Source organism: Pedobacter sp. GW460-11-11-14-TSB4 (assembly GCF_059423705.1).
Map to the genome: position 1 here is coordinate 118,349 of NZ_JBWKYI010000005.1, position 25,703 is coordinate 144,051.

Annotated in this window: 27 protein-coding genes; 16 read left to right on the forward strand and 11 right to left on the reverse strand. The window is 37.9% G+C overall.

Annotated elements, in window-relative coordinates; genetic code table 11:
• The gene (locus tag AC07YT_RS07160; RefSeq protein WP_086545403.1) at nucleotides 1-636 is read right to left on the reverse strand and encodes a hypothetical protein; all 636 of its coding nucleotides are present in this window, start codon (nucleotides 634-636) and stop codon (nucleotides 1-3) included.
• A 221-nt stretch (nucleotides 637-857) separates the two neighbouring features.
• Between AC07YT_RS07160 and AC07YT_RS07165 the strand changes: the two genes are divergently transcribed.
• From AC07YT_RS07165 to AC07YT_RS07195, 7 genes are all read left to right on the forward strand, one after another.
• The gene (locus tag AC07YT_RS07165) at nucleotides 858-1,508 is read left to right on the forward strand and encodes an ABC transporter ATP-binding protein (RefSeq protein ID WP_086545405.1); all 651 of its coding nucleotides are present in this window, start codon (nucleotides 858-860) and stop codon (nucleotides 1,506-1,508) included.
• Between the two features lie 71 nt (nucleotides 1,509-1,579).
• Nucleotides 1,580-2,059: an ATP-grasp domain-containing protein gene (locus tag AC07YT_RS07170; RefSeq protein ID WP_086545406.1), complete on the forward strand. Its 480-nt coding sequence runs from the start codon at nucleotides 1,580-1,582 to the stop codon at nucleotides 2,057-2,059.
• A gap of 1 nt (nucleotide 2,060) precedes the next feature.
• Nucleotides 2,061-2,669 carry an HAD family hydrolase gene (locus AC07YT_RS07175; RefSeq protein WP_086545407.1) on the forward strand — a complete coding sequence of 203 codons (609 nt, stop codon included), beginning with the start codon at nucleotides 2,061-2,063 and terminating at the stop codon, nucleotides 2,667-2,669.
• 2 nt (nucleotides 2,670-2,671) lie between these two features.
• On the forward strand, nucleotides 2,672-4,162 hold the full coding sequence (locus AC07YT_RS07180; RefSeq protein WP_145954208.1) for a S41 family peptidase: 1,491 nt from the start codon (nucleotides 2,672-2,674) through the stop codon (nucleotides 4,160-4,162).
• 149 nt (nucleotides 4,163-4,311) lie between these two features.
• The gene (locus AC07YT_RS07185; protein ID WP_086545408.1) at nucleotides 4,312-4,578 is read left to right on the forward strand and encodes a hypothetical protein; all 267 of its coding nucleotides are present in this window, start codon (nucleotides 4,312-4,314) and stop codon (nucleotides 4,576-4,578) included.
• Between the two features lie 51 nt (nucleotides 4,579-4,629).
• Nucleotides 4,630-5,724 (forward strand): DNA-processing protein DprA, encoded by a 1,095-nt coding sequence (dprA, locus tag AC07YT_RS07190; protein WP_086545409.1) that lies wholly within the window; start codon nucleotides 4,630-4,632, stop codon nucleotides 5,722-5,724.
• Nucleotides 5,725-5,881: 157 nt separating this feature from the next.
• Nucleotides 5,882-7,243 (forward strand): pyridoxal-phosphate dependent enzyme, encoded by a 1,362-nt coding sequence (locus AC07YT_RS07195; protein WP_086545410.1) that lies wholly within the window; start codon nucleotides 5,882-5,884, stop codon nucleotides 7,241-7,243.
• A gap of 324 nt (nucleotides 7,244-7,567) precedes the next feature.
• On the opposite strand, the gene murA is transcribed toward AC07YT_RS07195, so the two are convergent.
• The 6 genes from murA to AC07YT_RS07225 all read right to left on the reverse strand — a co-directional run bounded on the left by murA (nucleotide 7,568) and on the right by AC07YT_RS07225 (nucleotide 14,275).
• The gene (gene murA / locus AC07YT_RS07200) at nucleotides 7,568-8,893 is read right to left on the reverse strand and encodes a UDP-N-acetylglucosamine 1-carboxyvinyltransferase (protein WP_086549262.1); all 1,326 of its coding nucleotides are present in this window, start codon (nucleotides 8,891-8,893) and stop codon (nucleotides 7,568-7,570) included.
• Between the two features lie 93 nt (nucleotides 8,894-8,986).
• Nucleotides 8,987-9,673 (reverse strand): DUF4290 domain-containing protein, encoded by a 687-nt coding sequence (locus AC07YT_RS07205; protein WP_086545411.1) that lies wholly within the window; start codon nucleotides 9,671-9,673, stop codon nucleotides 8,987-8,989.
• 515 nt (nucleotides 9,674-10,188) lie between these two features.
• Nucleotides 10,189-10,686 carry a SixA phosphatase family protein gene (locus AC07YT_RS07210; RefSeq protein ID WP_086545412.1) on the reverse strand — a complete coding sequence of 166 codons (498 nt, stop codon included), beginning with the start codon at nucleotides 10,684-10,686 and terminating at the stop codon, nucleotides 10,189-10,191.
• Nucleotides 10,679-11,743, reverse strand: coding sequence for a glycosyltransferase family 9 protein (locus AC07YT_RS07215; RefSeq protein ID WP_494945252.1), 1,065 nt, complete (start codon nucleotides 11,741-11,743; stop codon nucleotides 10,679-10,681). The genes AC07YT_RS07210 and AC07YT_RS07215 overlap by 8 nt, the downstream gene beginning before the upstream one ends.
• Nucleotides 11,744-11,819: 76 nt before the next feature.
• Entirely contained in the window at nucleotides 11,820-12,422 is a 603-nt protein-coding gene (locus AC07YT_RS07220; protein WP_086545414.1) for a DUF4254 domain-containing protein, read from the reverse strand.
• Between the two features lie 176 nt (nucleotides 12,423-12,598).
• A complete protein-coding gene (locus AC07YT_RS07225; RefSeq protein ID WP_086545415.1) occupies nucleotides 12,599-14,275 on the reverse strand; it encodes a DNA polymerase/3'-5' exonuclease PolX in 1,677 nt (558 codons plus the stop codon).
• 89 nt (nucleotides 14,276-14,364) lie between these two features.
• On the opposite strand from AC07YT_RS07225, the gene AC07YT_RS07230 reads away from it, so the two are divergent.
• The gene (locus tag AC07YT_RS07230) at nucleotides 14,365-14,994 is read left to right on the forward strand and encodes a hypothetical protein (RefSeq protein WP_145954209.1); all 630 of its coding nucleotides are present in this window, start codon (nucleotides 14,365-14,367) and stop codon (nucleotides 14,992-14,994) included.
• 196 nt (nucleotides 14,995-15,190) lie between these two features.
• On the opposite strand, the gene sppA is transcribed toward AC07YT_RS07230, so the two are convergent.
• Nucleotides 15,191-16,957, reverse strand: a complete 1,767-nt coding sequence (gene sppA / locus AC07YT_RS07235) for a signal peptide peptidase SppA (protein ID WP_086545417.1) — start codon at nucleotides 16,955-16,957, stop codon at nucleotides 15,191-15,193.
• A gap of 40 nt (nucleotides 16,958-16,997) precedes the next feature.
• Between sppA and folK the strand changes: the two genes are divergently transcribed.
• Complete coding sequence (gene folK / locus AC07YT_RS07240; protein WP_086545418.1) at nucleotides 16,998-17,504, forward strand: 2-amino-4-hydroxy-6-hydroxymethyldihydropteridine diphosphokinase; 507 nt, start codon at nucleotides 16,998-17,000, stop codon at nucleotides 17,502-17,504.
• Between the two features lie 19 nt (nucleotides 17,505-17,523).
• The gene (locus AC07YT_RS07245; protein ID WP_086545419.1) at nucleotides 17,524-17,892 is read left to right on the forward strand and encodes an Hpt domain-containing protein; all 369 of its coding nucleotides are present in this window, start codon (nucleotides 17,524-17,526) and stop codon (nucleotides 17,890-17,892) included.
• A 92-nt stretch (nucleotides 17,893-17,984) separates the two neighbouring features.
• Here the strand turns inward: AC07YT_RS07245 and pssA are convergent, their stop codons facing one another.
• Together pssA and rho are read right to left on the reverse strand one after the other, a co-directional pair.
• Nucleotides 17,985-18,680: a CDP-diacylglycerol--serine O-phosphatidyltransferase gene (gene pssA, locus AC07YT_RS07250; RefSeq protein WP_086545420.1), complete on the reverse strand. Its 696-nt coding sequence runs from the start codon at nucleotides 18,678-18,680 to the stop codon at nucleotides 17,985-17,987.
• Between the two features lie 89 nt (nucleotides 18,681-18,769).
• Nucleotides 18,770-20,512 (reverse strand): transcription termination factor Rho, encoded by a 1,743-nt coding sequence (rho, locus tag AC07YT_RS07255; RefSeq protein ID WP_086545421.1) that lies wholly within the window; start codon nucleotides 20,510-20,512, stop codon nucleotides 18,770-18,772.
• A gap of 425 nt (nucleotides 20,513-20,937) precedes the next feature.
• Between rho and pyrF the strand changes: the two genes are divergently transcribed.
• The 6 genes from pyrF (at nucleotide 20,938) to AC07YT_RS07285 (ending at nucleotide 24,381) form a co-directional block, all read left to right on the forward strand.
• Nucleotides 20,938-21,768 (forward strand): orotidine-5'-phosphate decarboxylase, encoded by an 831-nt coding sequence (gene pyrF, locus AC07YT_RS07260; protein WP_086545422.1) that lies wholly within the window; start codon nucleotides 20,938-20,940, stop codon nucleotides 21,766-21,768.
• Between the two features lie 106 nt (nucleotides 21,769-21,874).
• Nucleotides 21,875-22,129 carry a hypothetical protein gene (locus AC07YT_RS07265; RefSeq protein WP_086545423.1) on the forward strand — a complete coding sequence of 85 codons (255 nt, stop codon included), beginning with the start codon at nucleotides 21,875-21,877 and terminating at the stop codon, nucleotides 22,127-22,129.
• The gene (locus AC07YT_RS07270) at nucleotides 22,120-22,443 is read left to right on the forward strand and encodes a hypothetical protein (RefSeq protein ID WP_086545424.1); all 324 of its coding nucleotides are present in this window, start codon (nucleotides 22,120-22,122) and stop codon (nucleotides 22,441-22,443) included. Before AC07YT_RS07265 ends, AC07YT_RS07270 begins: the two co-directional genes overlap by 10 nt.
• A gap of 36 nt (nucleotides 22,444-22,479) precedes the next feature.
• On the forward strand, nucleotides 22,480-23,763 hold the full coding sequence (locus tag AC07YT_RS07275) for a DUF2851 family protein (RefSeq protein ID WP_086545425.1): 1,284 nt from the start codon (nucleotides 22,480-22,482) through the stop codon (nucleotides 23,761-23,763).
• A 52-nt stretch (nucleotides 23,764-23,815) separates the two neighbouring features.
• On the forward strand, nucleotides 23,816-24,031 hold the full coding sequence (locus tag AC07YT_RS07280; RefSeq protein WP_029277138.1) for a hypothetical protein: 216 nt from the start codon (nucleotides 23,816-23,818) through the stop codon (nucleotides 24,029-24,031).
• 131 nt (nucleotides 24,032-24,162) lie between these two features.
• Nucleotides 24,163-24,381, forward strand: coding sequence for a PspC family transcriptional regulator (locus tag AC07YT_RS07285; RefSeq protein ID WP_086545426.1), 219 nt, complete (start codon nucleotides 24,163-24,165; stop codon nucleotides 24,379-24,381).
• A gap of 82 nt (nucleotides 24,382-24,463) precedes the next feature.
• On the opposite strand, the gene AC07YT_RS07290 is transcribed toward AC07YT_RS07285, so the two are convergent.
• Nucleotides 24,464-25,123 (reverse strand): ankyrin repeat domain-containing protein, encoded by a 660-nt coding sequence (locus tag AC07YT_RS07290; protein ID WP_494945253.1) that lies wholly within the window; start codon nucleotides 25,121-25,123, stop codon nucleotides 24,464-24,466.
• Nucleotides 25,124-25,703: the final 580 nt, after the last annotated feature.

Below are 25,703 nucleotides of genomic sequence, written 5' to 3' on the forward strand. Positions count from 1 at the left end.
TTACTGACCTCTCTCATATTTAAAATACATTAAAAGACCATAAACAATGTGCAGTATACCAAAGCCAAAAGCCCAGAATATTAAGCCATAACCCACGTAAAACATGCAAATCAATCCCAGTATTACCTCGCAAAGCCCCAGGTAGCGAATGTCGCTGTAAGTATATTTACTGGCATTAATAAGCGCTAAACCATAAAAAATTAAACAGCTTGGTGCAATAATAGCATAGGTGTTCGGATGGTTAACCAATAAAGCAATAATAAATAAACCTCCTGCAACCAATGGAACAAATAAGTTAATTAAAAGTGATTTAGAGGTTTTGTCCCAGATGGGAAGATTGTTTTTCTGACTTTTTCTGTAGGTAAACAAAATTCCGCCAGCCAAAGCAATCACCAAAACAAAAATACCAAGTTTGATCAGGTTAAATTCCAGGTCCATTTCTCCATCAACACCGTAACCATAACCCCGTTTGTTGATGAATTTGTTAATTTCATCATTGGCAAAATAAGCCCCGATTAATGCAATAACACCCGCAAAAACACCAGATAAACCGCTCAAAGAAATAAATCTTGATGACCTGTCCATCATTTGTCTGATATCTTTTAAGGCATTTAATTGTTCTTCCTGAGTGTTCATTTTAAAAGTGCTTTGTTTTTCAAAGTTAAATAGAAAATTGATAAATGCAAATCTTTTTTGTTTTTTATTGGTTGATGTTAATGGCCAGATGGCTCATGGTGAGATGGTCCATGGCCTGGCTGTTAAAGAAATATATACCAATCATGAATTTCCAATGGATGATTACCTGTTGAACTATCGCTAACTATTGAACTAACCAACCATTTTATTAAATTTGGAGCATGCTAAAAGCCACTGGAATAAGAAAATCGTACGGGAATCTGCAAATTTTAAAAGGCGTAAATTTTGAAGTACAAAAAGGGGAGATTGTAAGTATTATTGGGCCATCTGGTGCAGGTAAAAGTACTTTATTACATATTTTAGGAACATTGGATAAACCTGATGATGGATCTGTACAATTAAAAGGTACGGTTATCAATAAACTGAACGGCGATTTGTTGAGCACTTTCCGAAATCAGAACATCGGTTTTGTGTTTCAGTTTCATCATTTACTGCCAGAATTTAGCGCCATTGAAAATATTTGCATTCCGGCATTTATTGCCAAAACCAATAAAAAACAGGCCGAAACCAGGGCATTTGAACTGTTAGATTTGTTTGGGCTTAAAGATAGAGCCCAGCATAAACCCAATCAGCTTTCTGGCGGCGAGCAGCAACGTGTGGCCATTGCAAGAGCGTTGATCAATAATCCCTCTATTATATTGGCTGATGAACCTTCAGGGAATTTAGACTCTGAAAATGCAGCCGGATTACATCAGTTGTTTGTAAGTTTGCGCGATAATTTCCATCAAACGTTTGTAATTGTTACACACAATGAACACCTTGCAAAAACCAGCGATCGTGTGGTAAGCATGAAAGATGGTTTAATCGTATAAGATTATGCGCTAATTCTTTATTCGCTCACTCATTTTATCCATTACTAATTTATTCATTCAATCATTATACCTTGAAAATACTGATAACAGGAGGGAACAATGCCAGGGCCTTAAAGCTAATGAAGGCATTTCCCAGTCATTTTGTTTTACTTGCCGATTATGGCGATGTGCCGGGAATAGTAACCGAAAATTATGCCTTTTCATCACTAGGCCTGCTAAATAAAGATAGTATCGCCCATATTCTGTTAAATTTCTGCATCACCGAAGCCATAGATTGTATTATTCCGTTGCACGATTATGAGCTTGAGCCACTGGCTAAATCTGCTGTGCTTTTTGGTGAGTATGGCATCCAGGTGCTGTTGCCCAATGCAGATGTAATTGCTGATTATATAACTGAAGAAAAGGTTGCTTATCAAAATTTTGCGGTGTTTATTCATGGTGATCGGATTTTTTCAACCGATGAACATGTTATACATGCAAATGTATCTCCTGAATTAAATGGCGTATTTGGTTATAACAATGCTGATGATTTAAAACTTTTTACAATTTAATATGGATGCAAATCAATACGTTAAAGACAAGCAGATTGTAATTTTTGAATTGGATGATGTGCTATTTCCGGAGAAAGATTATTTGCTGCAGGTTTATTATCTGTTTGCGCAGTTTATAGAATACACCGAGCAAAAAAGTGCGCAGCCTATTATTGAATTTATGCGTGCAGCATATGAGAAGAATGGTGTCGAAAAACTTTTTGAGAAAACAGCAAACCAGTTTGCCATTGATACAAAGTACAAGCATAATTTCGATCTTCTGCATCAGAATGCCCGTTTACCTTTAAAGCTTTTGCTCTATCAAAATATGCTGGAGTTTATGCAGGAACTTGTGGTAGATCGCAAACAGATATTCATTGTAACGGCCGGCAATCCTGAGCAACAACTGAATAAAATTAAGCAAACCGAGTGGAATGGGCTGGAACAATATCTTACTGTGTATTTTGTTGATGAACTGGGTTTAACTAAAGCAGAAATTTTTCAGAACATGTTAAACAGCAACAATTTATCGCCAAACCAGGCGTTAGTTGTTGGTGCAAATAAATTTGATGAGCAACAATCTAAATTAATTAATTTGCCGTATATTGAGTCACTAGAAATTTACAAATAGATATGCTTAGAAAATTTATTTCGCAAAATACATTTTTGTGTGCTTTGATTATTGTGGTTGGGTTTACAGCATCATGTAAAAAATCAAATAATGCACCTGACGGAAATGATGCGCCGCAAGGCGCTCCAGGAACCCGGGCCGAGTTAACTAAAGATTCGATTTACCTGTATGCACAGCAAACTTATTATTGGAATGTAGGGATGCCAAGCTATTCGGCCTTTAATCCAAGACAATATAGCTCAAACAACGCAGTTTTAGCTGCTTTAAAAGCATTGCCGAGTACAGGTGGGAAAGATAAATATTCGTTTATTGATGATGGAACCGTAGCTGGCGAATTAGGCGGCGTAGCTGGTGATTTTGGTTTCTCTGTGTTCTTTGCCAGTACGAATGATTTAAGAATCAAATATGTATATGCAACGTCTCCTGCTGGTGTTCAAGGCTTAAAAAGAGGTTATCAGATTACAAAAATTAATGGTAGCACAGATATCAATACCAGTGATGCAAGGATTGATTACGTAGTGAACGCTATTTTTGGTTCAAGTCCAACTGTTGCAATGACGGTTTTAAAACCAGATGGAACTAGTCAGGATGTAACCATAACCAAAGCAAATTATAATATCAACCCTGTACTTTTTACCAAAACGTATACCATAGGGCCGAAAAAAGTTGGTTATATTGTATTCAATAGTTTTACCACTAATTCAACTGATTTTCTGGATGCCGCATTTACACAGTTTTCAACAGACGGGATTACTGAACTTGTTGTCGACTTGCGTTATAATGGAGGTGGTTCGGTAGCTACATCAGAAGCCTTTACGAATTTAATTGCACCAACAGCTCAAAATGGTAAAGTAATGTATACCACTTACTGGACGCAGACCATGCAGGATAATCAAGCCACTATTCTTCAAAATCAGAAGTTTTATGCTAAAGGTAACGATGGCGTAACACGGATGTATTCTTATTTTGATTATTCTTATAAACCTACTGTTGCAGCTGGAAACCAGGAAGTTTTTGCTAAACGCGGATCGTTGAATGGCTTAACCAGGGTTTACTTTATTGTAACCGGTAGTACAGCGTCGGCAAGCGAGTTGTTGATCAATAACTTAAAACCTGTCATCGATGTTAAACTGATTGGCAAGAAAACTTATGGCAAACCAGTTGGTTTTTTCTCCATCCGTATCGATAAAAACGATTTATACATTCCTCAGTTTGAAACCAAAAATCAATTAAATCAAGGTGGTTACTTTGATGGAATGGCAGTTGATAAGGATATTTTTGATGATGTAACCAAAGATTTTGGCGATCCAACAGAAAAACTATTGGCTCAGGCTTTATATTATTCTGCCAATGGAGGTTTTTCTTCTTTCCTTAAAGATAATACCATAAGCAGTACTTCACCACTATCTAAAACTCAGGTGGAAGATCTCTCTGGCAAAATGGACCACGAATTTAAAGGAATGGTTGAAACTAGAAAGTTGAGATTTAAATAATTAGCGATAAAAATGCACCGAATTGGCCAGATTTGTAGTTCAAATCTGGCCAGTTTTTTTATAATTATTACACAAATCGAATAAATAAGAGTTGCTTTTTTTATAAAAAATTGATAAGCTTGTTTAACATTAATCGTTAAAGAGATACCATGCCAATAGAAATTGTAGAAAAGGAACATATCAGTTATTTAAACATCATCAATGCAAGAGAGGATCATACTACTGAATTAAAAACCAAGCTTGATGAAGCGCAAAGGTTAGGTAATGAATTTAAATCAAAAGCCGTTATAACTTTCAATACCACCATTGGTCCAAAACGAGTTGATACTACAGTTTGGGCCGTAACAGAGAAATATATACAACTAAAAAACAATATTCATATTCCATTAAAAAGTTTAATCGACATTGATTTTTAAGCTTGCTTTAAGGAAATAAATCATCCCGCATTTATTTAACCTTATCAGATCATGAGCATGCTCCATAAAATTGCCTTAACTTTTATTAAAACGATTGGTCCGGTAACGGCCAAAAACCTTCTTGCCTATTGTGGAAGTGCCGAAAATGTATTTTCTGCAAGTAAAAAGCAGCTTTTGCAGATTCCAGGTATTGGAGAGAAAACAATTGAAGCCATCCGTGGCAGCGATGCTTTGGTAAGGGCCAGGCAAGAATTGGATTTTATTGAAAAACACGGGATAGAAGTATTGTTTTTCTCCGACGAGAAATATCCTAAAAGATTAAAGAATTGCATCGATTCGCCCATACTGCTTTATGCCAAAGGTACCGCTGATTTTAACCAGCAACGTATCATCAGCATTGTTGGAACCCGTAATGCAACAAGTTACGGGAAAAATCTCTGTAAGGAATTGTGCGAAGTTTTAGCACCATACAATGTTTTAATCGTTAGTGGCCTGGCTTATGGCATTGATGTAACCGCCCATAAAGAATGCCTGGCAAATAATATTCCTACTGTTGGTGTGCTTGGTCATGGCTTGGATCGAATGTATCCAAAAATTCATAAAACGGTAGCGCAGAAAATGGTTTCAAATGGAGGCCTGCTCACCGAGTTTCCCATCCTAACCAATCCCGACCGGCAGAATTTTCCACAAAGAAACCGGATTATTGCAGGTATTGCAGATGCTACCGTTGTAGTTGAAGCATCAATAAAGGGAGGCGCTTTAATAACCGCAGAAATCGCAAATTCCTATAATAAAGATGTATATGCTTTTCCGGGTAGAACAAATGATGTTTTTTCAGAAGGTTGTAATTTCTTGATTAAGACCAATAGGGCCGGCTTAATAAATAATGCCAATGACCTGATTTATTATTTAGGTTGGGATGATGAAGTGAAAGGCAAGCACCCTATCCAGCAAACCAGGTTGCAGTTAAATCTTACGCCTAACGAACAGCGGGTTGTTGATGCCTTGCAAAATGGTCAGCTTTCTATAGATGAACTATGCGCTCAATTGAATATTCAGCAAAGTAAACTGGCCATCGTAATCCTTACCTTAGAGATGCAGGGCATTATTGTATCGCTGCCAGGAAAGATATATAAACTCCTGTAAGAAAATTGAAATTGCATTTTGCCCAATAATCAATCTATAATGCCTATCATAATTATAGATTATGAAATTAAATTCTTCTTAATTTTTATTTTCAAAATTATGTTTCAAATAAAATATAGTTTGTAAAATACTTAATGCCTTTGCTTAATTTTGCAAGATGTGGTACAATAATATTTTAGAAACTATTGGCAATACGCCATTGGTGAAATTAAATACGATAACAAAAGGAGTTCCGGGAACAATTCTGGCGAAAATAGAGACTACTAATCCGGGCAACTCAATTAAAGACCGTATGGCCGTTAAAATGATTGAAGATGCTGAGAAAAGTGGTAAACTAAAACCAGGCGGAACCATTATAGAAGGAACATCCGGAAATACAGGTATGGGCCTGGCCATGGCAGCCATTATTAAAGGTTACAAATGTATTTTTACCACTACCGATAAACAATCGAAAGAAAAGGTTGATGCTTTACGTGCCTTTGGTGCCGAAGTAATCGTTTGTCCTACAAACGTAGAACCTGAAGATCCCCGTTCGTATTACTCTGTTTCGTCGCGTTTAGAACGCGAGGTTCCAAATTCATGGAAACCCAATCAGTACGATAACTTAGCCAACTCACAGGCACATTATGAGCAAACTGGTCCTGAGATATGGGCGCAAACAGAAGGTAAAATTACACACCTGGTGGTTGGCGTGGGTACAGGTGGAACCATTTCCGGAACCGGGAAATATCTGAAAGAAAAGAATCCAAATATTAAAGTCTGGGGGATCGATACCTACGGTTCGGTTTTCAAAAAATATAAAGAGACGGGCATATTTGATAAGGATGAAATTTATCCATACATCACAGAGGGTATTGGCGAAGATTTTCTTCCGGCAAACGTAAATTTTGATGTAATCGATCTGTTTGAAAAGGTTACAGATAAAGATGCTGCTTTAATGACGCGAGATATTGCGCGTAAAGAAGGTATTTTCGTAGGTAACTCTGCCGGTGCGGCTATTGGTGGATTAATCCAGCTCAAAGATAAACTGAAGCCCGAAGATGTTGTTGTGGTTATTTTTCACGACCACGGCAGCCGTTACATGGGCAAAATGTATAATGAAGATTGGTTGCGTGAGCGTGGATTTTTACAGGACGAAAAATTAACCGCTAAATCTATTTTGTCTAAAAAAGAAAGTACAGAAATTGTAACCCTTGATGCACAAAAATCGGTGCTCGAAGCGATCAATACCATCAAATCGATGAATATTTCTCAAATTCCGGTAACACAGCAAGGCATGATTGTGGGTAAAATTGCTGAAAGCGATATTTTAAGCGCACTGCTTGAAAATCCAGGCTTAAAATCGGCACCCATTTCAGAAATTATGACGGCTACTTTCCCGTTTGTTGATTTAAATACCTCAATTGATAAAATTTCTTCTCTAATTAATAAAGAAAATTCTGCTGTTTTAGTGGAAGATGAAACAGGTAAGATCGAAATTATTACACAATATGATATTATAAACGCGATATCAGGGTAGGTAGGTTTTGAGATGGGAAATGTAGGATGTAAGATGGGAAATGTAAGATGGATGATGGTATATTTCCTCCGATCGTCCTCCTGAACTTGTTTCAGGATCTTTTTAGCATGGAAAATGCTGATCCAGAAGGCACCTCCTAGTCGTCGCCCTGAATTTATTTCAGGGTCTTAAGACAAGATGATAGGTGCTGAAATTATTCAGCATGACGATTCCCTTTGAAAGTGACCAAATAAAAAACGCCCAGGTAAAATTTTTACTCGGGCGTTTTTCTTTATGCTATTTTCGCTTTGGGTTTTACCTAAAACCCTAAACCTGCTAACCTTACTAATGACTCGGTGCATCAGCATTTACACGCTTAATCTGCGCGCCTAAGGCACGTAAACGGGTGTCGATATCCTGATAGCCACGTTCAATCTGTTCGATGTTGTAGATGGTCGATTTGCCTTCTGCAGATAAAGCTGCAATTAACAATGAAACCCCGGCCCTGATATCGGGAGAAGTCATGCTGATCCCACGAAGTTTATATTTTTTATCGATACCATTAACCGTTGCGCGGTGCGGATCGCAAAGAATAATCTGAGCACCCATATCAATCAATTTATCCACGAAGAATAAACGGCTTTCGAACATCTTTTGATGGATTAAAACGTTTCCTTTTGCCTGTGTAGCCACAACCAAAACAATACTCAATAAATCAGGCGTAAAACCTGGCCATGGAGAATCGGCAATGGTTAAAATCGAGCCATCGATAAAAGTATCGATTTCGTAATGTTTTTGAGAAGGAACATAAATGTCATCGCCGCGGCGTTCTAATTTAATGCCCAGTTTTCTGAAAACCTCTGGTATTACACCCAGTTCATCATAACAAACATCTTTAATAGTAATTTCCGATTCTGTCATGGCAGCCATACCAATAAAGGAGCCAATTTCGATCATATCCGGCAACATTCTGTGCTCGGTTCCGCCTAAAACGCTAACACCTTCAATGGTTAACAAGTTAGAGCCAATGCCCGATATTTTAGCACCCATGCGGTTAAGCATTTTGCAAAGTTGCTGTAAATAGGGTTCGCAGGCTGCATTGTATATGGTAGTGGTGCCTTTTGCTAAAACAGCCGCCATTACAATATTTGCCGTTCCGGTTACCGAAGCTTCATCCAACAAAATGTAAGCACCCCGTAAATTGGTAGCATCCACATTAAAGAAAGCTTTTTTGCTGTCGTAAACGAATTTTGCGCCTAATTTTTCGAAACCGATAAAGTGGGTGTCTAACCTTCTGCGGCCAATTTTATCACCGCCCGGTTTCGGGATTGCCGCTTTACCAAAACGCGCCAACAATGGCCCAACAATCATAATCGAACCACGTAAACCACCACCTTTCGATTTAAAAGTATCAGATTCAAAGAAATTTAAATCAATATTCTTAGCTTCAAAAGTATAGGTGTCTTTGTTAATGCGCTCAACGGTAACACCTAAATCGCCAAGTAATTCAATCAGTTTGTTAACATCTTTAATATCAGGGATATTACTGATGGTTACTTTCTTTTCGGTAAGCAATACAGCTGATAAAATCTGTAAAGCTTCATTCTTGGCTCCCTGGGGGGTAATTTCGCCTTTTAATTTAATTCCGCCTGTTATTTCAAATGCGTTCATATATTTTTCTTTTGCTAACCCTTTCGTCATGCTGAATTTATTTCAGCATCTATCTTAAAGATTCTGAATCAAGTTCAGAATGACGTATGGTTATTAATATTTAGGTTTATTGTTGTTATTACGTTGACGGTTATTATTGTTGTTATTTTGACGGTTTTTTCCGTTGTTGTTATTGTTGTTGCTTCTGCCGCGGTTATTGTTATTATTGTTTTGACGAGGATTTTGTGCCCTAAATTCTACTTTAGCGAGGTTAACACCTTCATCAAGCGATAACAATCCACCAGAAAGGTACTTTAAATCCTTAATAATGGTATCATCACTCACATTGTCTTTGTTCCAGGTAACGTAAGCCATTTTCATAAAATTTGCGATGCTTTGAACCATTGCCTTTTTAATTTCGGCATTTTCTTCACGCATGGCTTTTTCAATCAAATTCTCAACTGTTTTACCATAGTGTTTGTAGGTAATTCTTTGTTGAGGATAGGCTAGCGGTTCTGGTTTAATGTAAGCATTTTCAATTAATGGCTTAGGGTATGGACTATCTACATCAATCTGATAGCCAGAAATAATGTGCAGGTGATCCCAAAGTTTATGCTTAAAATCGGCAACATCACGTAAATGTGGTTGCAAAAAACCCATCAGGTCGATAACCGCCTGGGCATATTTATTACGTTCTTCAATGGTTGGTAATTCGCAGATATACTTTACCATATTTTGTACGTTGCGGCCATATTCCGATAAAATTAAATGGCTACGCGTAGTATTATAGTCAAAACTCATGTTCAGATAAATTAATGGATAAATTTTCTGGCGATACGAATTATGAAATAACCAGAAGAGTTTAGGTTATGAATTCACCGAAATGTCTATTGCCAGATTTTCGTGTTATATATTCAAAGGTAATAAAATTATTTGATTTGAGGTATTCATAGCTGATTTGTGATATTTTAAATTGATGCGTTTTTTTTGGAAATGTTTGTCAGTAGTTCCTGGCCTTCATCAGCCCCGTTATTCGCTGTAGTCCCGATACCAATTTAGTGCCGATTCATCGGTAAAAGATCGGGAGCTGCCGCTTCTACCGGGGTTTATTTAACTGTGGGTTGTGCTTGTCGGGAAAAGCCTTTCTAGCGCCCATGGGCTAAAACTGTATTATAGTACTTGTGCAGTTGGCTAAAGCCAATCTGTAATGATTTAATGCAAACCCACAATAATTTCCGTGTAACTCAGTGTTTCCGTGGCAAATAATAAACTGGCCACTCTCCTTAATGATCTTAATCCCTTAATGGTAAAAAGCCCTAAATCTCATCGCTATTCTTCGGGTAATCGAAAAACACCATTTCTCCGGTTCCTTTACTTACCATTTGCCACGAATCAAAAGGAAAAGAAATTAACACCATGCCTGCAGTTGGGATATTGTAAATGTCGGCATCGCATAATTCGTTCGCGAAATCTGTAAAACCGGGGTTGTGACCAAACAGCACTACTTTTTCGGCCGCATCATCCAAGGCATTAACCACCTGAAGCAAAGCTGTGGTATTGGCTTCGTAAATAGATTCTTCAAACTGGATCTGATCAATATTGTAGGCTTCCGCAAAATATTTGGCCGTAGATTTAGCTCTTTTCGCCGGGCTACTTACGATTAAATCTATTTTGAAACCTCTGTTAACCAGTCTTTCGGCCATTTCTGGTGCATTTTCTTTACCACGTTTGTTTAACGGACGGTCGAAATCACTTAAATCAATATTTCCCCAATCCGATTTGCCATGGCGGACCAGCAGTAGTTGTTTAGCCATTTAGTTTCTCTTTTATTTTGTTTACAATGGTTTCAGGCTTAATTAAGTCTATACAGTTTTCAACACCACAAAGGCAGGGTTTGTTTCCATAAATTGAGTTTGGCCTGCCTGGATGATCAATCTGAATGCAATCGCTTTCCGATTGTCCGTAGCCCAAAAAGCCTGCATAAGGATGTGTCGGCCCCCAAATCGATACAACAGGTACACCAACAAGTGATGCCATGTGCATGCCAGATGAGTCCATACTTAACATTACATCTAAGTTCGAGATGATGGCAAGCTCTTCTGTTAAGCTAAAATTGCCGATTAAACTATGGACATTTTTATACTTTTCAGCCCAGTTTTCAGCAACATCTTGTTCTGTTTTACCACCACCAAATATGAAAAGCTCATCGCCTGATCCGCTTAATGAGGCAATAACCTCTTCCATTTTTGTTAAAGCATATACTTTATAAACATGCTGCGCAAAAGGAGAGATACCTATTTTTTTTGTGGTTTTATAGGTAAATAAATTTTGTGCCTTTTCTGGGATTTCCTGCGGAGACTTATTTATTTTATGAGTGAGTTTAACATTAAATCCCAATTCGCGGAAAACATCGGCATAACGCTCAACGGTTTTTCTGAGCGGTTTAAAAACCTTGTTATGGGTACGGGTTAGTGCCTTTTTCTCAGCCCTTCCTTTATCTATGCGCTTAATTTTTGTTCCGGTTAAGCGAAAAAAGGTTGAAATTGCCCTGCTCCTCAAATTATCGTGTAAATCGGCTACCGCGTTTGGTTTATAACTGCGGAGCTCCTGATAGAGTTTGTATAGCCCGTCAATTCCCTTATGAATAGTTTTAGGCTGGATAGGGTGGAAGATCAGGTTCGGGATACCATCAAAAAATGGCTTAAAAGCAGCTCTGCTCACCATAATGATTTCTGCAGATGGATGCTGTTCAGAAAATTCGCGTAAAACGGAGGCTACCATGGCCACATCGCCCATAGCCGAAAAACGTAAAACGATAATTTTTTGGGTTACGGCCATATATTTTTCAGGTAGTTCGTCATTGCGAGGCACGAAGCAATCTCAATGCTAAATTTGAATAGCGAAAGTAGTAGGATTGCTTCGTGCCTCGCAATGACGGTTTGTAGTACTATGCTTTATTATACAACACCGGGTTTAAACTCGGGTCGTTATACATTTTCATTTGTTTATATACTTTCATGTATTTTTTGCCCGCTTCAATATCGGCCAGTAGCTCATCGATGCTGTTTGATAAATCCTCGCGTTGCGATAATAATACATTTAGTTTCGTCTGGCATTGTTCACGGTGCTCAGCTGATGCACTTTCGCGTTCAGCTTCTTCCTGCATATGGTAAATTTTCAGTGCCAATATAGAAAGGCGATCTATTGCCCAGGCCGGACTTTCTGTATTGATTTTTGCATCTGGAAGGGCTGAAATTCCCTGGTAAAGGTTTAAGAAATAACCATCAATAAACTCAACCATATCGGTACGCACCTGGTTTTGTGCATCTATTCGCCTTTTCCAGCTCAAACCTTCAACAGGATCAATCTGTGGATTACGTACTACATCTTCCATGTGCCACTGGGCAGTATCAATCCAGTTTTTAACGTAAAAAAGATGCTCTAAACTTTCGGCATCATATGGGTTTTCAACCGGATGGTCAATATCATCAAACTTGTGATAGTCTGTAATTACTTGATTAAATATGCGGTTGGCAATTTCACTTATCATGGGGCAAAGATATTAAAAGATTTTTATGGGTGATGATGCAGATTTTTCCTTGCAGGTTGATTACACAGATTTGGAGATTACACGGATTTCTTTTTGTGAAATTTAAAACAAGATAAGTTAGAGACTGTTTTCAGCTAACCGCTAACCGCTAACCGCTAACCGCTAACCGCTAACAGCTAACCCTTCTTACTCTCAAAATACGCAGTTATCTCCTCCAAAGTAAAAGCATTCAAACATTTATCAGCACTTAAACCGCCTTTGCGGGCGACTAAAATACCGTAATGCATATCGTGGAAACCTTCAGTACGGTGGGCATCGGGATTTACAGATAGCAATACTCCTTTTTCTAGGGCATAACGGTGCCAGCGCCAATCTAAATCCAAACGTAAGGGATTCGCATTAATTTCGATCACGACTTTGTTTGCTGCGCAGGCATCGATAATTTTTTTATAGTCGATCGGATATCCGGCACGGCTTAACAATAAACGGCCGGTTGGGTGTCCTAAAATAGTGGTATAGGGGTTTTCAATGGCTTTTAGTAAGCGTGCAGTAGCTTTTGCTTCGTCCATGCGCAAATTGCTGTGCACAGAAGCCACTACAAAATCGAATGTTTTTAAGATATCGTCCGAATAATCCAATGAGCCATCACTTAAAATATCGCTCTCAATACCTTTGAAAATTTTAAAAGGAGCGAGTTTTTTATTTAGTTCATCAATTTCCTGGTGCTGACCGAAAACACGCTGCTCATTTAATCCCTTTGCATAAACCGCAGTTTTAGAGTGATCGCAAATACCTAAATACTGAAGGTTTAAGTTCTCTTTGCAGTAAACAGCCATTTGTTCTAAGGTATGTACGCCATCGCTCCAGGTAGAGTGATTGTGCAAACTGCCTTTCAAGTCTTCGTATTGGATTAAAGTCGGGAGTTGATTGACTTTCGCCAGTTCAATTTCGTTGAAATCTTCACGAAGCTCAGGCTCGATAAAAGATAAACCTGCTTTGCTATAAATTTCTTCTTCATTTGCAAAAGGCCCTTCACCAGCTAATGTCAGCACTTTTTCTACATGTTCCGTATTTCCGGTTAACCTGAACCACTCTAAGTAGAAACCAGCTTTTTCTAACACATGGATTTTTATTCTAAAACCTGCTTCGGTAGTACAGATGAAAGCATTTTCGACTTCGATTAGTGAAAGTGGTGCGAAAGCGGGTAAGTTTTGTTTAAGCGCATCGATTTGTGCTGTACCGATTACGATTTCTAATTCATCAATAATCTCACATGCACGGCGGTACTGACCGGCGAAACCTAAAAGTGCATGGCTGTCAATCTTTGCAGCCCAATCAGAAAGCTGGGTAAATAAGGTTTTGGCAAAACCTTCAACCTGGGCATATAAAAACCGTCCGTTGGCAGCCAGTTTAAATTCGATGGCATTTTTAATTTCTTCCTGGGTTTTTAAACCAAAGCCTTTAGCTTCAATTAAGCGGTTTTCGTTACAGGCGTAATACAATTCGCCTATACTTTCTATGCCTAAGGTACGCCAGATGATGAAAATCTTTTTCGGTCCAATGCCTTTTATAGCCAGCATTTCCACTACACCTTCAGGGGTTTTCTCTAAAATTTCGTTAAGTTCTTTTAATTCTCCGGTTTGAAGAAGCTCAATAATTTTGGAAGCCAATCCTTTGCCAATTCGCTCAATTTTATCCAGTTCCGCTAAAGGTTTGTCCTTTAAAGCAAAAGGCAATTTATCTACTTTAAAATAGGCATTTGCAACAGATTTAATTTTGAAAGGGTTTTCTTCATGCAGTTCCATAAGCTGCGATAAGAGGCGCAAGGTGCGGGCGATGGTCTTGTTTTCCATAAGGGGTAAAATTAGGAAATAATGCCTCAAATCTTTACCGCATGTCTAAAATTATAAACACAATTTTATTAAAGCGTTGTTTTACACTGATGAAATCTATAAAATTTGCCCTCCTGGGATTAAGTATAAGTTTGGTGGCCTGTCAATCTGCCGATCAAGCAAATCAGAACAAAACAGATTCGACAAATAATTTAACATCAGCTGCCGTGCAACCTGTTGATGAGCGGTTTCTGGTTGTGGCCGGACATTCAGTGGGCGAAATCACCCTTGGCGAAAATATGGAACAGGTTGGGATAAAACTGGGCAGGCCAAGCGCGGGTGATGCTGCTATGGGAAAAGCCTGGGGGATTTGGTATAGCAACGATTCGACCGGAAAGCACCCCAACGAAATTGCAGTATATTCTTCTTATCGCGATACGAGTATGCTTGTAAAGGATGTGAAACAGATCAGGATTACCTCTAATCAGTTTAAAACGCAAAATGGTTTGGCAACAGGCAGCACTTTGGAAGATACAAAACTTAAATTTCCATCCCTCAAAAAACTTTCGGCCTATTTAAACGAAGATCAAGATACGGTAACAGTTTACGATGCCCAAAAAGATGGGATTGGCTTTGAATTTTTAAAAGGGAAAAGCATTTCTTTAACCGTTCATCGTGCAAATATTCCGGTTAATGCAACTTATTTAACGCTGCATCCGGAGTGGAAGGCGATTGATTAGGGGATGATGTGAGATGGAAAATGGAAGAGGTAAGATGGGTGATGTAAGATGGAACAGGTAAGATGGATGATGGTTACCTGGATCATGGTTTGATGGTTCATGGTTAATTGCTGATGAGACTTGACCTCTATGACCATTAACTATTTAACTATGAACCATCAATCCTAATATTCCATCATCCATTTTCCATCTTAAATTATTTAATAACCGCTTCAAATGGCATCCTGGCCTGAATGCCAGAACTTGCAATTACCTTTTTCATTTGTTGATAAAGCATGTAATTATCGCCAAGTTCTTGTTTGGTATAATAGGTTTTAATTCTGTCTGTACCTTCATCCATTAACGATTTCCATGGATCAATTACATCGGGATATTCTACAACTTTATAGTTTTTTAATTTAGCTTTTTTAGCGGCCGCTTTAATCGCATCGTTAAAACTTCCGATTCTATCAGCCAGGCCAATTTGAACGGCATCTGTTCCAATCCACACATGGCCACCGCCAATGCTATCAATGTAAGCTTTGCTTTTCTTTCTGCCATCGGCCACACGGCTCACAAAACCACTGTAAATCCTGTTTAATTCATTTTGAATAATGAATCTTTCACCAGCAGTCATGGGGCGGTTAGTCGCCATAATATCGGCATATTTGCCGGTTTTAACGCCATCAAATGTAATGCCTAGCTTGTTGGTCATTAAATTCTGGAAGTTGGGGATAATACCGAATACACCGATAGAACCTGTAATGGTGTTTGGCTGCACAAAAATACTGTCAGCGGCACAACCAATATAATAACCACCTGATGCAGCCACATCGCCAAACGATGCAATAACAGGTTTTTCTTTTCTGGTTAATACCACTTCTCTCCAGATCACATCCGAAGCCAATGCGCTACCTCCGGGAGAGTTTACGCGTAAAACCACCGCTTTAATGTTATCATCCAAACGTGCTTTTCTAATTGCCCTGGAAATACGTTCTGAACCAATCTGGTTGTCGGAACCTTCGCCGCCATTAATTTCGCCATTGGCATAAATTACCGCAATTCTATCTTTTCCTTCGCCTGTATCGCTATTGTTTTTGGCATAGTCGTTAATCGAAACCGAGCGGACATTTTCTCCTCTGGTTCTTCCCGATAATCCTTTTAATTCCTCTAAAATCTGATCTTTGTATTTTAAGGCATCAATCATTTTAAAGTTAACGGCATCTTGTGGCTGTTGCACTTTGTAATTATCTGCAATGTTATACAGACTATCTTTTTGAATATTTCTGCTTAGTGCGATATCGCTTAAGAAAGTATTGTACAAACCACCTACATAAGCTGTAACCTGTTTGCGGTTATAATCGCTCATTTTATCTAAAATAAAAGGTTCAACCGCACTTTTGTAATTCCCCACGCGGATGACCTGCATTTCTACACCAACTTTTTCCAAAGTCCCTTTAAAGAAGGTTAATTCAGAGCTAAATCCTTTAAATTCTAAAGCACCTTCAGGATTTAAATAAACTTTATCAGCTACAGAAGCTAAATAATAAGCACCTTGTGTATATACTTCGCTGTATGCAATAATTTTTTTATGCGATTTTTTGAAATCAATCAATGCATTTCTAACCTCGCGCAAAGTGGCAAAACCAGCGTTCGGACTACTTACATTCAGGTAAATACATTTAATATTATCATCTGTTTTGGCTTTTTGTACCGCTTTCAAAAAATCGTTTAAGCCTATACCATCTTTTTCTTCGCCCCCAACAATTGGCAGGTTTCCGAATGGGTTTTTAGGTGTACGTTCCATAATGGCCTGGTCCAAATTCAGAAATAGTACCGAATTATTAGACACAACCACTGTTTTGTCGCTATCAATAGAAGATATTAAACCTACAACAACTACGAAGCAGATAATAAATACAATTACTATCGATAAGAAAAAGCCCAACATAGAGGCAAATAAATACTTAAAGAATTCTCTCATTTAAATGTTTTAATTTTGTGTTGTAAAGATATAAAAATACATGATGCTTAATAAAGCTTTAGAGTGCAGCACGGCTTATTTGTTACTGGGTGGAAATTTAGGCGATAGGGAGGCGAATTTGAAAAAAGCCATTGATCTATTGAACGATAAAATCGGTAAGGTGATTGCCATCTCCTCTCTTTACGAAACGGCTGCATGGGGCAAAACCGATCAGCCTGCTTTTTTGAACCAGGCTGTAGGTGTAGAAACCAATTTAAGTGCTATAGCTGTTTTAGATCTTGCACTAAGTATTGAACAGGAATTGGGCAGGGTGCGGAAAGATAAATGGGGTGAACGTTTAATTGATATCGATCTTATCCTTTTTGGAGATCAAATTATCGATATTCCCGATAAACTTCAGGTGCCTCACCCGCATATGCAGAACAGAAAATTTGTGATGGAGCCCCTGGCTGAGATTGCACCCGAAGTAGTACATCCTGTACTGGGAGAAACGATTTTGTCTATCTGTCGTAATATTGATGACCCGCTTGAGGTTAAAAAGCTTTAGTGCATCTAACTTTGATCTTATGTTAACCGACCAACGCCCTCTTGACTTTTCTTACCTGATCCAAATGGTTGGTGATGACAAGACATTTTTAATTGATTTTTTTGAAGCTTTTATTTTACAAACGCCGGTCTATTTAGCAGAAATGGCTGATGCATTGTTAAAAGAGAACTGGAGCAAAGTAGCTAATTCTGTACACAAAATTAAACCCACATTCAGTTATATAGGCAGGAATGACGTAAAGGAATTCGTTCAGGCAATTGAAGACCATGCAAGGAATAAAATTGCGCTTGAAACGATTCAGGCCGATGTGGAAAGGCTAAAATTGATTTGTGTGATTATCTGTCAGCAACTTGAGCTGGAGAAAAACAAGCTTACTTCCAAGCAGTAATTTCCGCAGAAAAGGAATGCAGATTTTAAAGGATTACCTAAAATAAGTTAATCTGCGATTTTGATCTTCTTAAATCTGCGGGAAAAATTTAGTTATACTTTATGATTGGCTGTAGAACCTCTAAAATGCAATATTGATAAAGCAATATACAATACCAAAACAAAAGGTATTGCTGCAAATTTCAGAACAGCAATTAATATAGCTGACAGGATGAGGAAGATAAATTTGATTTTATTTTTCGCCCAGCTTAAATCGCTGAATTTTAAAGAGAATATTTTTATTTCGCTCACCAGTAAGAAACTTGTAATTGCCGTAATGGCAATCAGCAAAATACTGGAAGCAATAACCTGCGGATAATCGCTGGCAATAAAAGGTAGTGAACAGATAAACAAAGTATTCATCGGGGTATTTAAACCGATAAAATCTTCTGTCTGCCTGGCATCGTTGTTAAATTTGGCCAACCTAAGTGCAGAAAAAACAGTAATGATAAAACCGAGATAGGGAAGGTACTCAGATGAATAATCGCTTGCCTTCAATAAGTGAAACATGATTACCCCAGGTAAAAATCCAAAACTTACCATATCTGCCAGAGAATCAAGATCTTTTCCGATTGCCGATTTTACATTTAATAAGCGTGCAACCATACCATCAAAAAAATCGAAAATTCCTGAAAGAATAACGAAGTACGCTGCGGTTTCCAGATTGCCTTTAAATGCAAAAACGATTCCGATACAACCAGAAAAAAGGTTTGCACAGGTAATCGCATTAGGGATATGTTTTTTTAGCATGGGGTCTAAGGTTTAAGATTTAGGGTGTAAGGTTTAGGCATCCAATTAGGAAACCTTAAGCCTTACACCTTTTACCTTTAAGCTTTATCTTAGCTGTTCATCGAAATTAAGAACTCTTCGTTGCTTTTTGTTCCTTTTATTTGAGATTGAACAAATTCCATTGCTTCCTGGCTGTTCATATCAGCGAGGTGGTTACGTAAAATCCATACACGCTGTAACGTGTCTCTGTCGTGCAATAAATCGTCGCGACGTGTACTTGATGCTGTAATATCGATAGCAGGGAAAATACGTTTGTTAGATAATTTACGATCTAACTGAAGTTCCATGTTACCTGTTCCTTTAAATTCTTCGAAAATCACCTCATCCATTTTAGAACCTGTATCGGTTAATGCTGTAGCTAAAATGGTTAATGAACCACCATTTTCGATGTTACGTGCCGCACCGAAAAAACGTTTTGGTTTGTGTAAGGCATTTGCATCAACACCACCTGATAATATTTTACCCGAAGCTGGTGCTGTAGTATTATATGCCCTGGCCAAACGGGTAATTGAATCTAAAAGGATTACCACATCGTGTCCGCTTTCTACCAAACGTTTCGATTTCTCTAAAACAATGTTGGCAATTTTAACGTGACGCTCAGCCGGCTCATCAAAAGTTGAGGCAATTACCTCAGCCCTTACGCTACGTGCCATATCGGTAACCTCTTCCGGGCGCTCATCAATTAATAAAATAATTAAATAAACTTCCGGGTGGTTTTTAGCAATGGCATTGGCCACTTCTTTCAATAAATTGGTTTTACCCGTTTTAGGCTGCGCAACAATTAAACCACGTTGCCCTTTACCAATCGGTGTAAATAAATCCATAATACGGGTAGAATAATTGTTCGTATCCGTAAACAGGTTTAATCTTTCGGTTGGGAAAAGTGGTGTTAAATAATCAAAAGGAACACGGTCGCGAACTTCAGCAGGGATTCTGCCGTTAATGGTTTCTACGCGAACCAATGGGAAATATTTTTCGCCTTCTTTTGGCGGACGGATGCTACCTTTTACAGTATCACCGGTTTTCAATCCAAAAAGTTTAATCTGAGACTGAGATACATAAATATCATCAGGAGAGGTTAAGTAGTTGTAATCTGCCGAACGTAAGAAACCATAACCATCAGGCATAATTTCTAAAACACCCTCATTTGTAATTACGTTGTCGAAATCGAGGTTAGAATAACTGTTTTCGTTTTTGTGATGATTGCCACCACCTGGTTGTTTTTGCTGGCGATTTTCGTCGCGTTGCGGTTTTTCCTGCTTTTCTTTAGGCTCTTGTTTTTGTTTCGGAGCAACTGGAAGCACTTCTGCACTTTCTTCTATTAAAGCTGAGATTGGTTTTACACTTTCTTCAGCTTCAATAATTCTGTCTGGCTGTCTTTCCGGCTGTTGCTGGTGTTGAGGCTCGTCAAATAAAGTTACAGCATCTCTTCTTCTTTCAATTGGTGCTGCAGGCTCATCTTTCGTTAACCTTGCTCTTTTTTTAACCGGCTTGTCGGTTGTTGTTGCAGCAGGTTTATCGGCTACCACGGTAGAAGCGGCAGCTGCAGCTGCGGCCGCAACTTTTGGAGTTTTTGTCGCTTTGGTTTTAGGCGCAGGAGTAGCTGCAATAGGTTCGATATCGCTATAAGGGTCTGCACCAGCTTTAGCGGCATTTATAATTTCTTGTTGGTGTAAAAGTACTTCAACAAGGTCGATTTTTCTTAGGGAGTCGGCACCTTCAATGCCATAGCTTTTTGCTAGCTCACGTAATTCTGTTGTGAGCTTATCATTTAATTCTGTTTTACTAAACATTCTAAATATATATGTTTCAAGAAATTTTTCATTTGTTTATAACGGATGTTTTCTGTTATAAATCTACACAGGCTTAAAAATAATTGTGTTAGTGCAGGCCCGGCAGTTTCATTGTGTATAAATTCTTAAGGCTATAAAACATTGAATGAGTTCATTATGGAAAATGCTCAAATTGTTTCATAATTGTTTACAAGCTGAATAAAAAGCGAAATTCGCCTTTAAAAAATGGTAACAAAAAACAAGTCTTGATAAATTTTTCTGGGATATTCAGATAAACGGTTGAGAAATTATGTTGCAATTGTATGTATTTGAAACGTAATCTGCAAGCAAAAGTTTAAAATGTTTATAAAAATAATTAATGTGAGCATTATTTTGTCGCTCAGAAAACTTAAAAATCTTCATATTTGCAGCAAATAAGCCCATATATGACCAAGCAACAACTTTTCGAGCAGATACAAAAAAAACGTTCATTTTTATGTGTCGGATTAGATTCTTCGTTAGATAAGATACCAAAACACCTGTTAAAGTATGAAAATCCGATTCTGGAATTCAATAAACAGATTATTGATGCTACAAAAGATTTGTGTGTAGCTTATAAACCCAATACTGCTTTTTACGAGTGTTATGGCAAAAAAGGTTGGGAAACCTTAATTGAAACCTGGAAATATATTCCACAAGATATTTTTTCTATTGCTGATGCTAAACGCGGCGATATTGGGAATACCTCTGCGATGTATGCCGAAACCTTTTTTAACGCAGCATCGTCTGAGATGAGTTTCGATTCAGTTACCGTAGCGCCTTATATGGGGAGCGACTCGGTAACACCATTTTTAACTTTTAAAGATAAATGGGTAATTCTATTGGCCCTAACATCGAACACAGGGCATGCCGACTTTCAGTTACAGGAGGTTGGAGAAGACAGACTTTTCGAAAAGGTGATTAAAACCTCGCAAACCTGGGCAACTGATGAGCAGATGATGTATGTGGTAGGTGCTACACGTGGTGCTGCATTTGGTGATGTACGTAAACTGGCACCCGATCATTTTCTTTTAGTACCGGGTGTTGGTGCACAAGGTGGAGATTTGAATGAGGTGTGTAAATACGGGTTAAACCCGCAATGCGGATTACTGATCAATTCTTCCAGGGGGATTATCTATGCAAGCCAAGGTGAAGACTTTGCAGAAAAAGCCAGAGAAGAAGCATTAAAACTGCAGCAAGAAATGGAGCAGATTTTGATTAAAGCAGAATTAGTGTAAAAAGTTAATTTTAACTATCGAAATGCATGATGTAGCTAATCTTGATAGGGTTGATTGATTTTTCTTTGCATAAAAATCCTTATATTTAATTGTTTAGACCTAGCCTATGACTAATCCTTTTGATAATATGGACTTTAAGTTGTTGCTTGAGCATGTAAAAAACCTCTCAGCTGCCGAAAAAAAAGAACTGATGCAAGTTTTAAATCAAGGCCAGCTTCCGGTGGTTAATGAAGAGCAGGTAGCTTATGTAAAGACGCCCGCAACGCATACTTCTTTTGATGCAAAGTGGGAGGAAAGTTTATCGGCTTCTGAATTTAAAGCAGCAGTCATTCAGCATATTAATACTTTGCCTTGGAAATAGTACGCTTCAACCCCTCGGTTCTGCTTTATCTTAACGAACTGGTTGATGTGCTTTTTTACGAAAACTATTTCAGTATCCGCGAAAGTGCTATAGATTACATTATCAGATTGATTGATATTGCTGAAAGCAAAATCGTGAAGAAGCAATATTACATTGCTCCTAAGGCTATTTCTCGTCATGGCAGTTGGCTTATCCATTTTAATATCAGTCAGAAAACAACCTGGTACTTTGTATTCGAAAAAAGTGAGGATCGTTATTTGGTTACCTATGTTTTTAACAACTACTCCAAAGAAGCTCAAAATTTAAACTTATAAGTTAGTTATAGCTAAATAAATTCATTATCTTCAAGAATGAATTTTCCAGAAGATTTTCTTCATTATGTTTGGCAATTCAGGTCGTTTGATTTTAACGGTCTGCAAACCACTCGTGGCGAAAATCTGAAAATCATAAACCCCGGCTTACTGAATAAAAATGCCGGTCCCGACTTTTTTCATGCAAAAATCGAAATTGGCGATACCATCTGGGCAGGCAATGTAGAAATCCACCTTAAATCATCAGATTGGCTAAAACACAACCATCAGTTGAACCCCGCATATGAAAATGTAATCCTGCATGTAGTTTACGAACATGATGCCGAAATAAACAGGATGGATGGTTCCATTTTACCGGTTTTGGAATTGAAAAACCGCATCTCTACAGATCTCATTAGAAAGTATGAAAACCTGTTTCTTACACTGACTGATTTTCCTTGCATTGCTCAAATAGGTAAGGTAGATGAATTAATTGTCGAATCCTTTTTATCGAGAACTTTAGTTGAACGTTTTGAGCAGAAAACAAATGCGGTTACGGAAACTTTAAACGAATTAAACGGAAATTGGGATGAGACTTTTTACCGTTTCATGGCGCGTAATTTTGGATTCAAAATAAATGCTTTGCCATTCGAGTTATTTTCCAAAGCCGTTTCGCAGAAGATTTATGGCAAGCATAAAAATAATCCACATCAGATAGAAGCATTGGTTTTTGGTGCAGCAGGATTTTTAAATGATCATTTTGAAGAAGAATATCCGAAACGGCTAAAAACCGAATTTCAGTTTCTTCAAAAGAAATATAACCTTAAACCAGTCGACGTGTCCCTTTGGAAGTTTATGCGGATGCGTCCTCAAAACTTTCCAACAATTCGCCTGGCGCAATTTGCAGCATTAATTGTAAAGGCCAACCATCTTTTTTCCAAAATTATGGAAATAAAGAATGTGGCTGAGTTGCGTACCTTATTTGAAAATCTGCCGGTAAACGATTACTGGAAAACACATTATCATTTTAAAAAAGTAGCTTCCTCGGTAAATATCCAGATGGGCAAAACATCTGTAGATAATATCCTGTTAAATACAGTAGCCTTGTTTTTATTCGCTTATGGAAAACATACCGCTACACCATATTATATCAGCAGGGCGATTAAACTGTTAGAAAGTTTGCCGCCTGAACAAAATGCCATTACCGATAAATTTACCGGGGCAGGAGTGAAGATGGATCATGCATTTGCGTCGCAGGGAATTTTGCAGCTAAAAAAGCAGTATTGTGATGAGAAAAAATGCCTATCTTGTGGTATTGGAATTAAAATTTTAAAACAAGCCTAAACAGATTCTCATTTCCGATAAAACTTTCTACCTTATAATCCGTTTTTACATTATGGAATTTCCACACGAGCTAAAAGAACTATACCCCAATCAGATTATTGAAGTTAGGGGGAATGCCGATGCCTTAACTGTTATTTTGAATAAAGATGTCGATATCCATAAATTTAAGGCAGAACTGATCAAAAAATTTTCAGGACTGGAAGAACAACAAACGCTTTTTATTAAACACGAGGATAAACAGGATTTCGAAAAATTGGTTTTGGAATAACGAGTTTGCTTGGGCTATTGAAATTTAACCAATTAAATTTGCTAAATTAGAGTTTGAAAGCAAAATGATGGTTTCGGTTTTGGATAATTTTTATCTAGTGTTGTGCGTTAAGATTTTAAAATAGGCTTAAAATGTTCCAGAGAATTATAACTTATTTTGAACAGCAGAGTTTTGGGGTTTCTACTTATTTGGCCAGTAAACTGAATATGAGTACCGCTAAAGTTCGTTTGTTTTTTATTTATTCGTCGTTTTTGGCGGTGGGTTTTCCAATATTATTCTATTTTTTGGCCGCCGTGGTGCTCGATATCAGGACATACATGAAAAGAATGCGTCTGAGAATATGGGAATGATTCAGTATCCAGTTTACAGTTAACAATATTCAATTTACAGTTGATTAAAACTGAGAACTACAAACTTCCAACTGAAAACTGTCTAATCATCGTCTCTTAAAATTTCTGCAATTTCATTAAAACCTTTTTCTGCGGCTAAATCTGCAGGCAGTTTACCACCTTCCATGCGTAAAGAAACTTCTGCTCCGTGTTCTAATAATAAAATAATCAGTTCTATATTTCCCAATTGTGCGGCAGTATGCAAAGGGGCTAAGCCTGCTTTCTGACAAACATTCGGGTATGCGCCGGCATCTAGCAGCATTTTAGTGATATTGAAATTATTAGCGGCAACTGCCGAATGGATTGGAAATACATTGAAGCCATTTTTTGAAGCCAGATTAACATCAGCACCTTTTAAAACCAGAAATCTAGCTAATTCCTCATGTCCGAAATAGCAGGCTAAACCTAGCGGTGTAAAACCATCTTCAGAAAATTCGTTTATACTTTCCGGGTTTTGAAAAATCAATAAGGTAGCGGCATCAAATTTACCAACTGCACAGGCCTCAAATAAGGTTAAATGATCTACAAACTCAGCAATTAAGTCGGCTATTTCCTGTTTTTTATAGTAACAAGCCAATAATAATGGCGAAATGTGATGTGAGGTATCAATATTTGCCAATTTTGGATTTTCAACCAAAATTTCTTTTACTGCTTGTAAATTTCCGGCCTCAATTTGTTCTTCGAGTTGCGCTATACCCATCATATTGTTTCAAAAATCGCTTTAAATTAACTAAAATTAAGGAATTGTAAACTTTAATGCCTAAATATATATAGTGTAAAGCAAATTAGCAAAAGTCACAAGACCTGGTAGGTTTTTAAAACTAAGCTCTACTGAATCAGGTTAAATAAACCTGATAAAGCGATCCCGACGTAAAAAAGTCGGGAGAAGTGATAGCAGGACTGTTATAACCGATGTGCACAGAACCCTGCTTTTCAAAATAATACGGACCACCTAAGTCACCTGAGTTCATTTAAGCATTGGTTAACCATTAAAAAATATGGGCGTTACCCAATCCCGTGAAATACGGGAAAGGGTCGGGCTTTTCAGGGCTGCGCTTCGCTCCGGTACCGATGAAGGATCGGTACTGAACCCTTACAATCCCTAACGCAAAACCCATAGGCCTAAGCAATTAATCTTACGAAAAAAAAATCCCGTTTAACCTCTCCAGGCAAAACGGGATAAAACCTAAAACAAAATCCGTTTCATTTGACAAAACGTAACAACTTGTGTGTTGTTGAAATAATAGACAATAATTTCTGTTTAAGGTTTAATGCCCGATGAA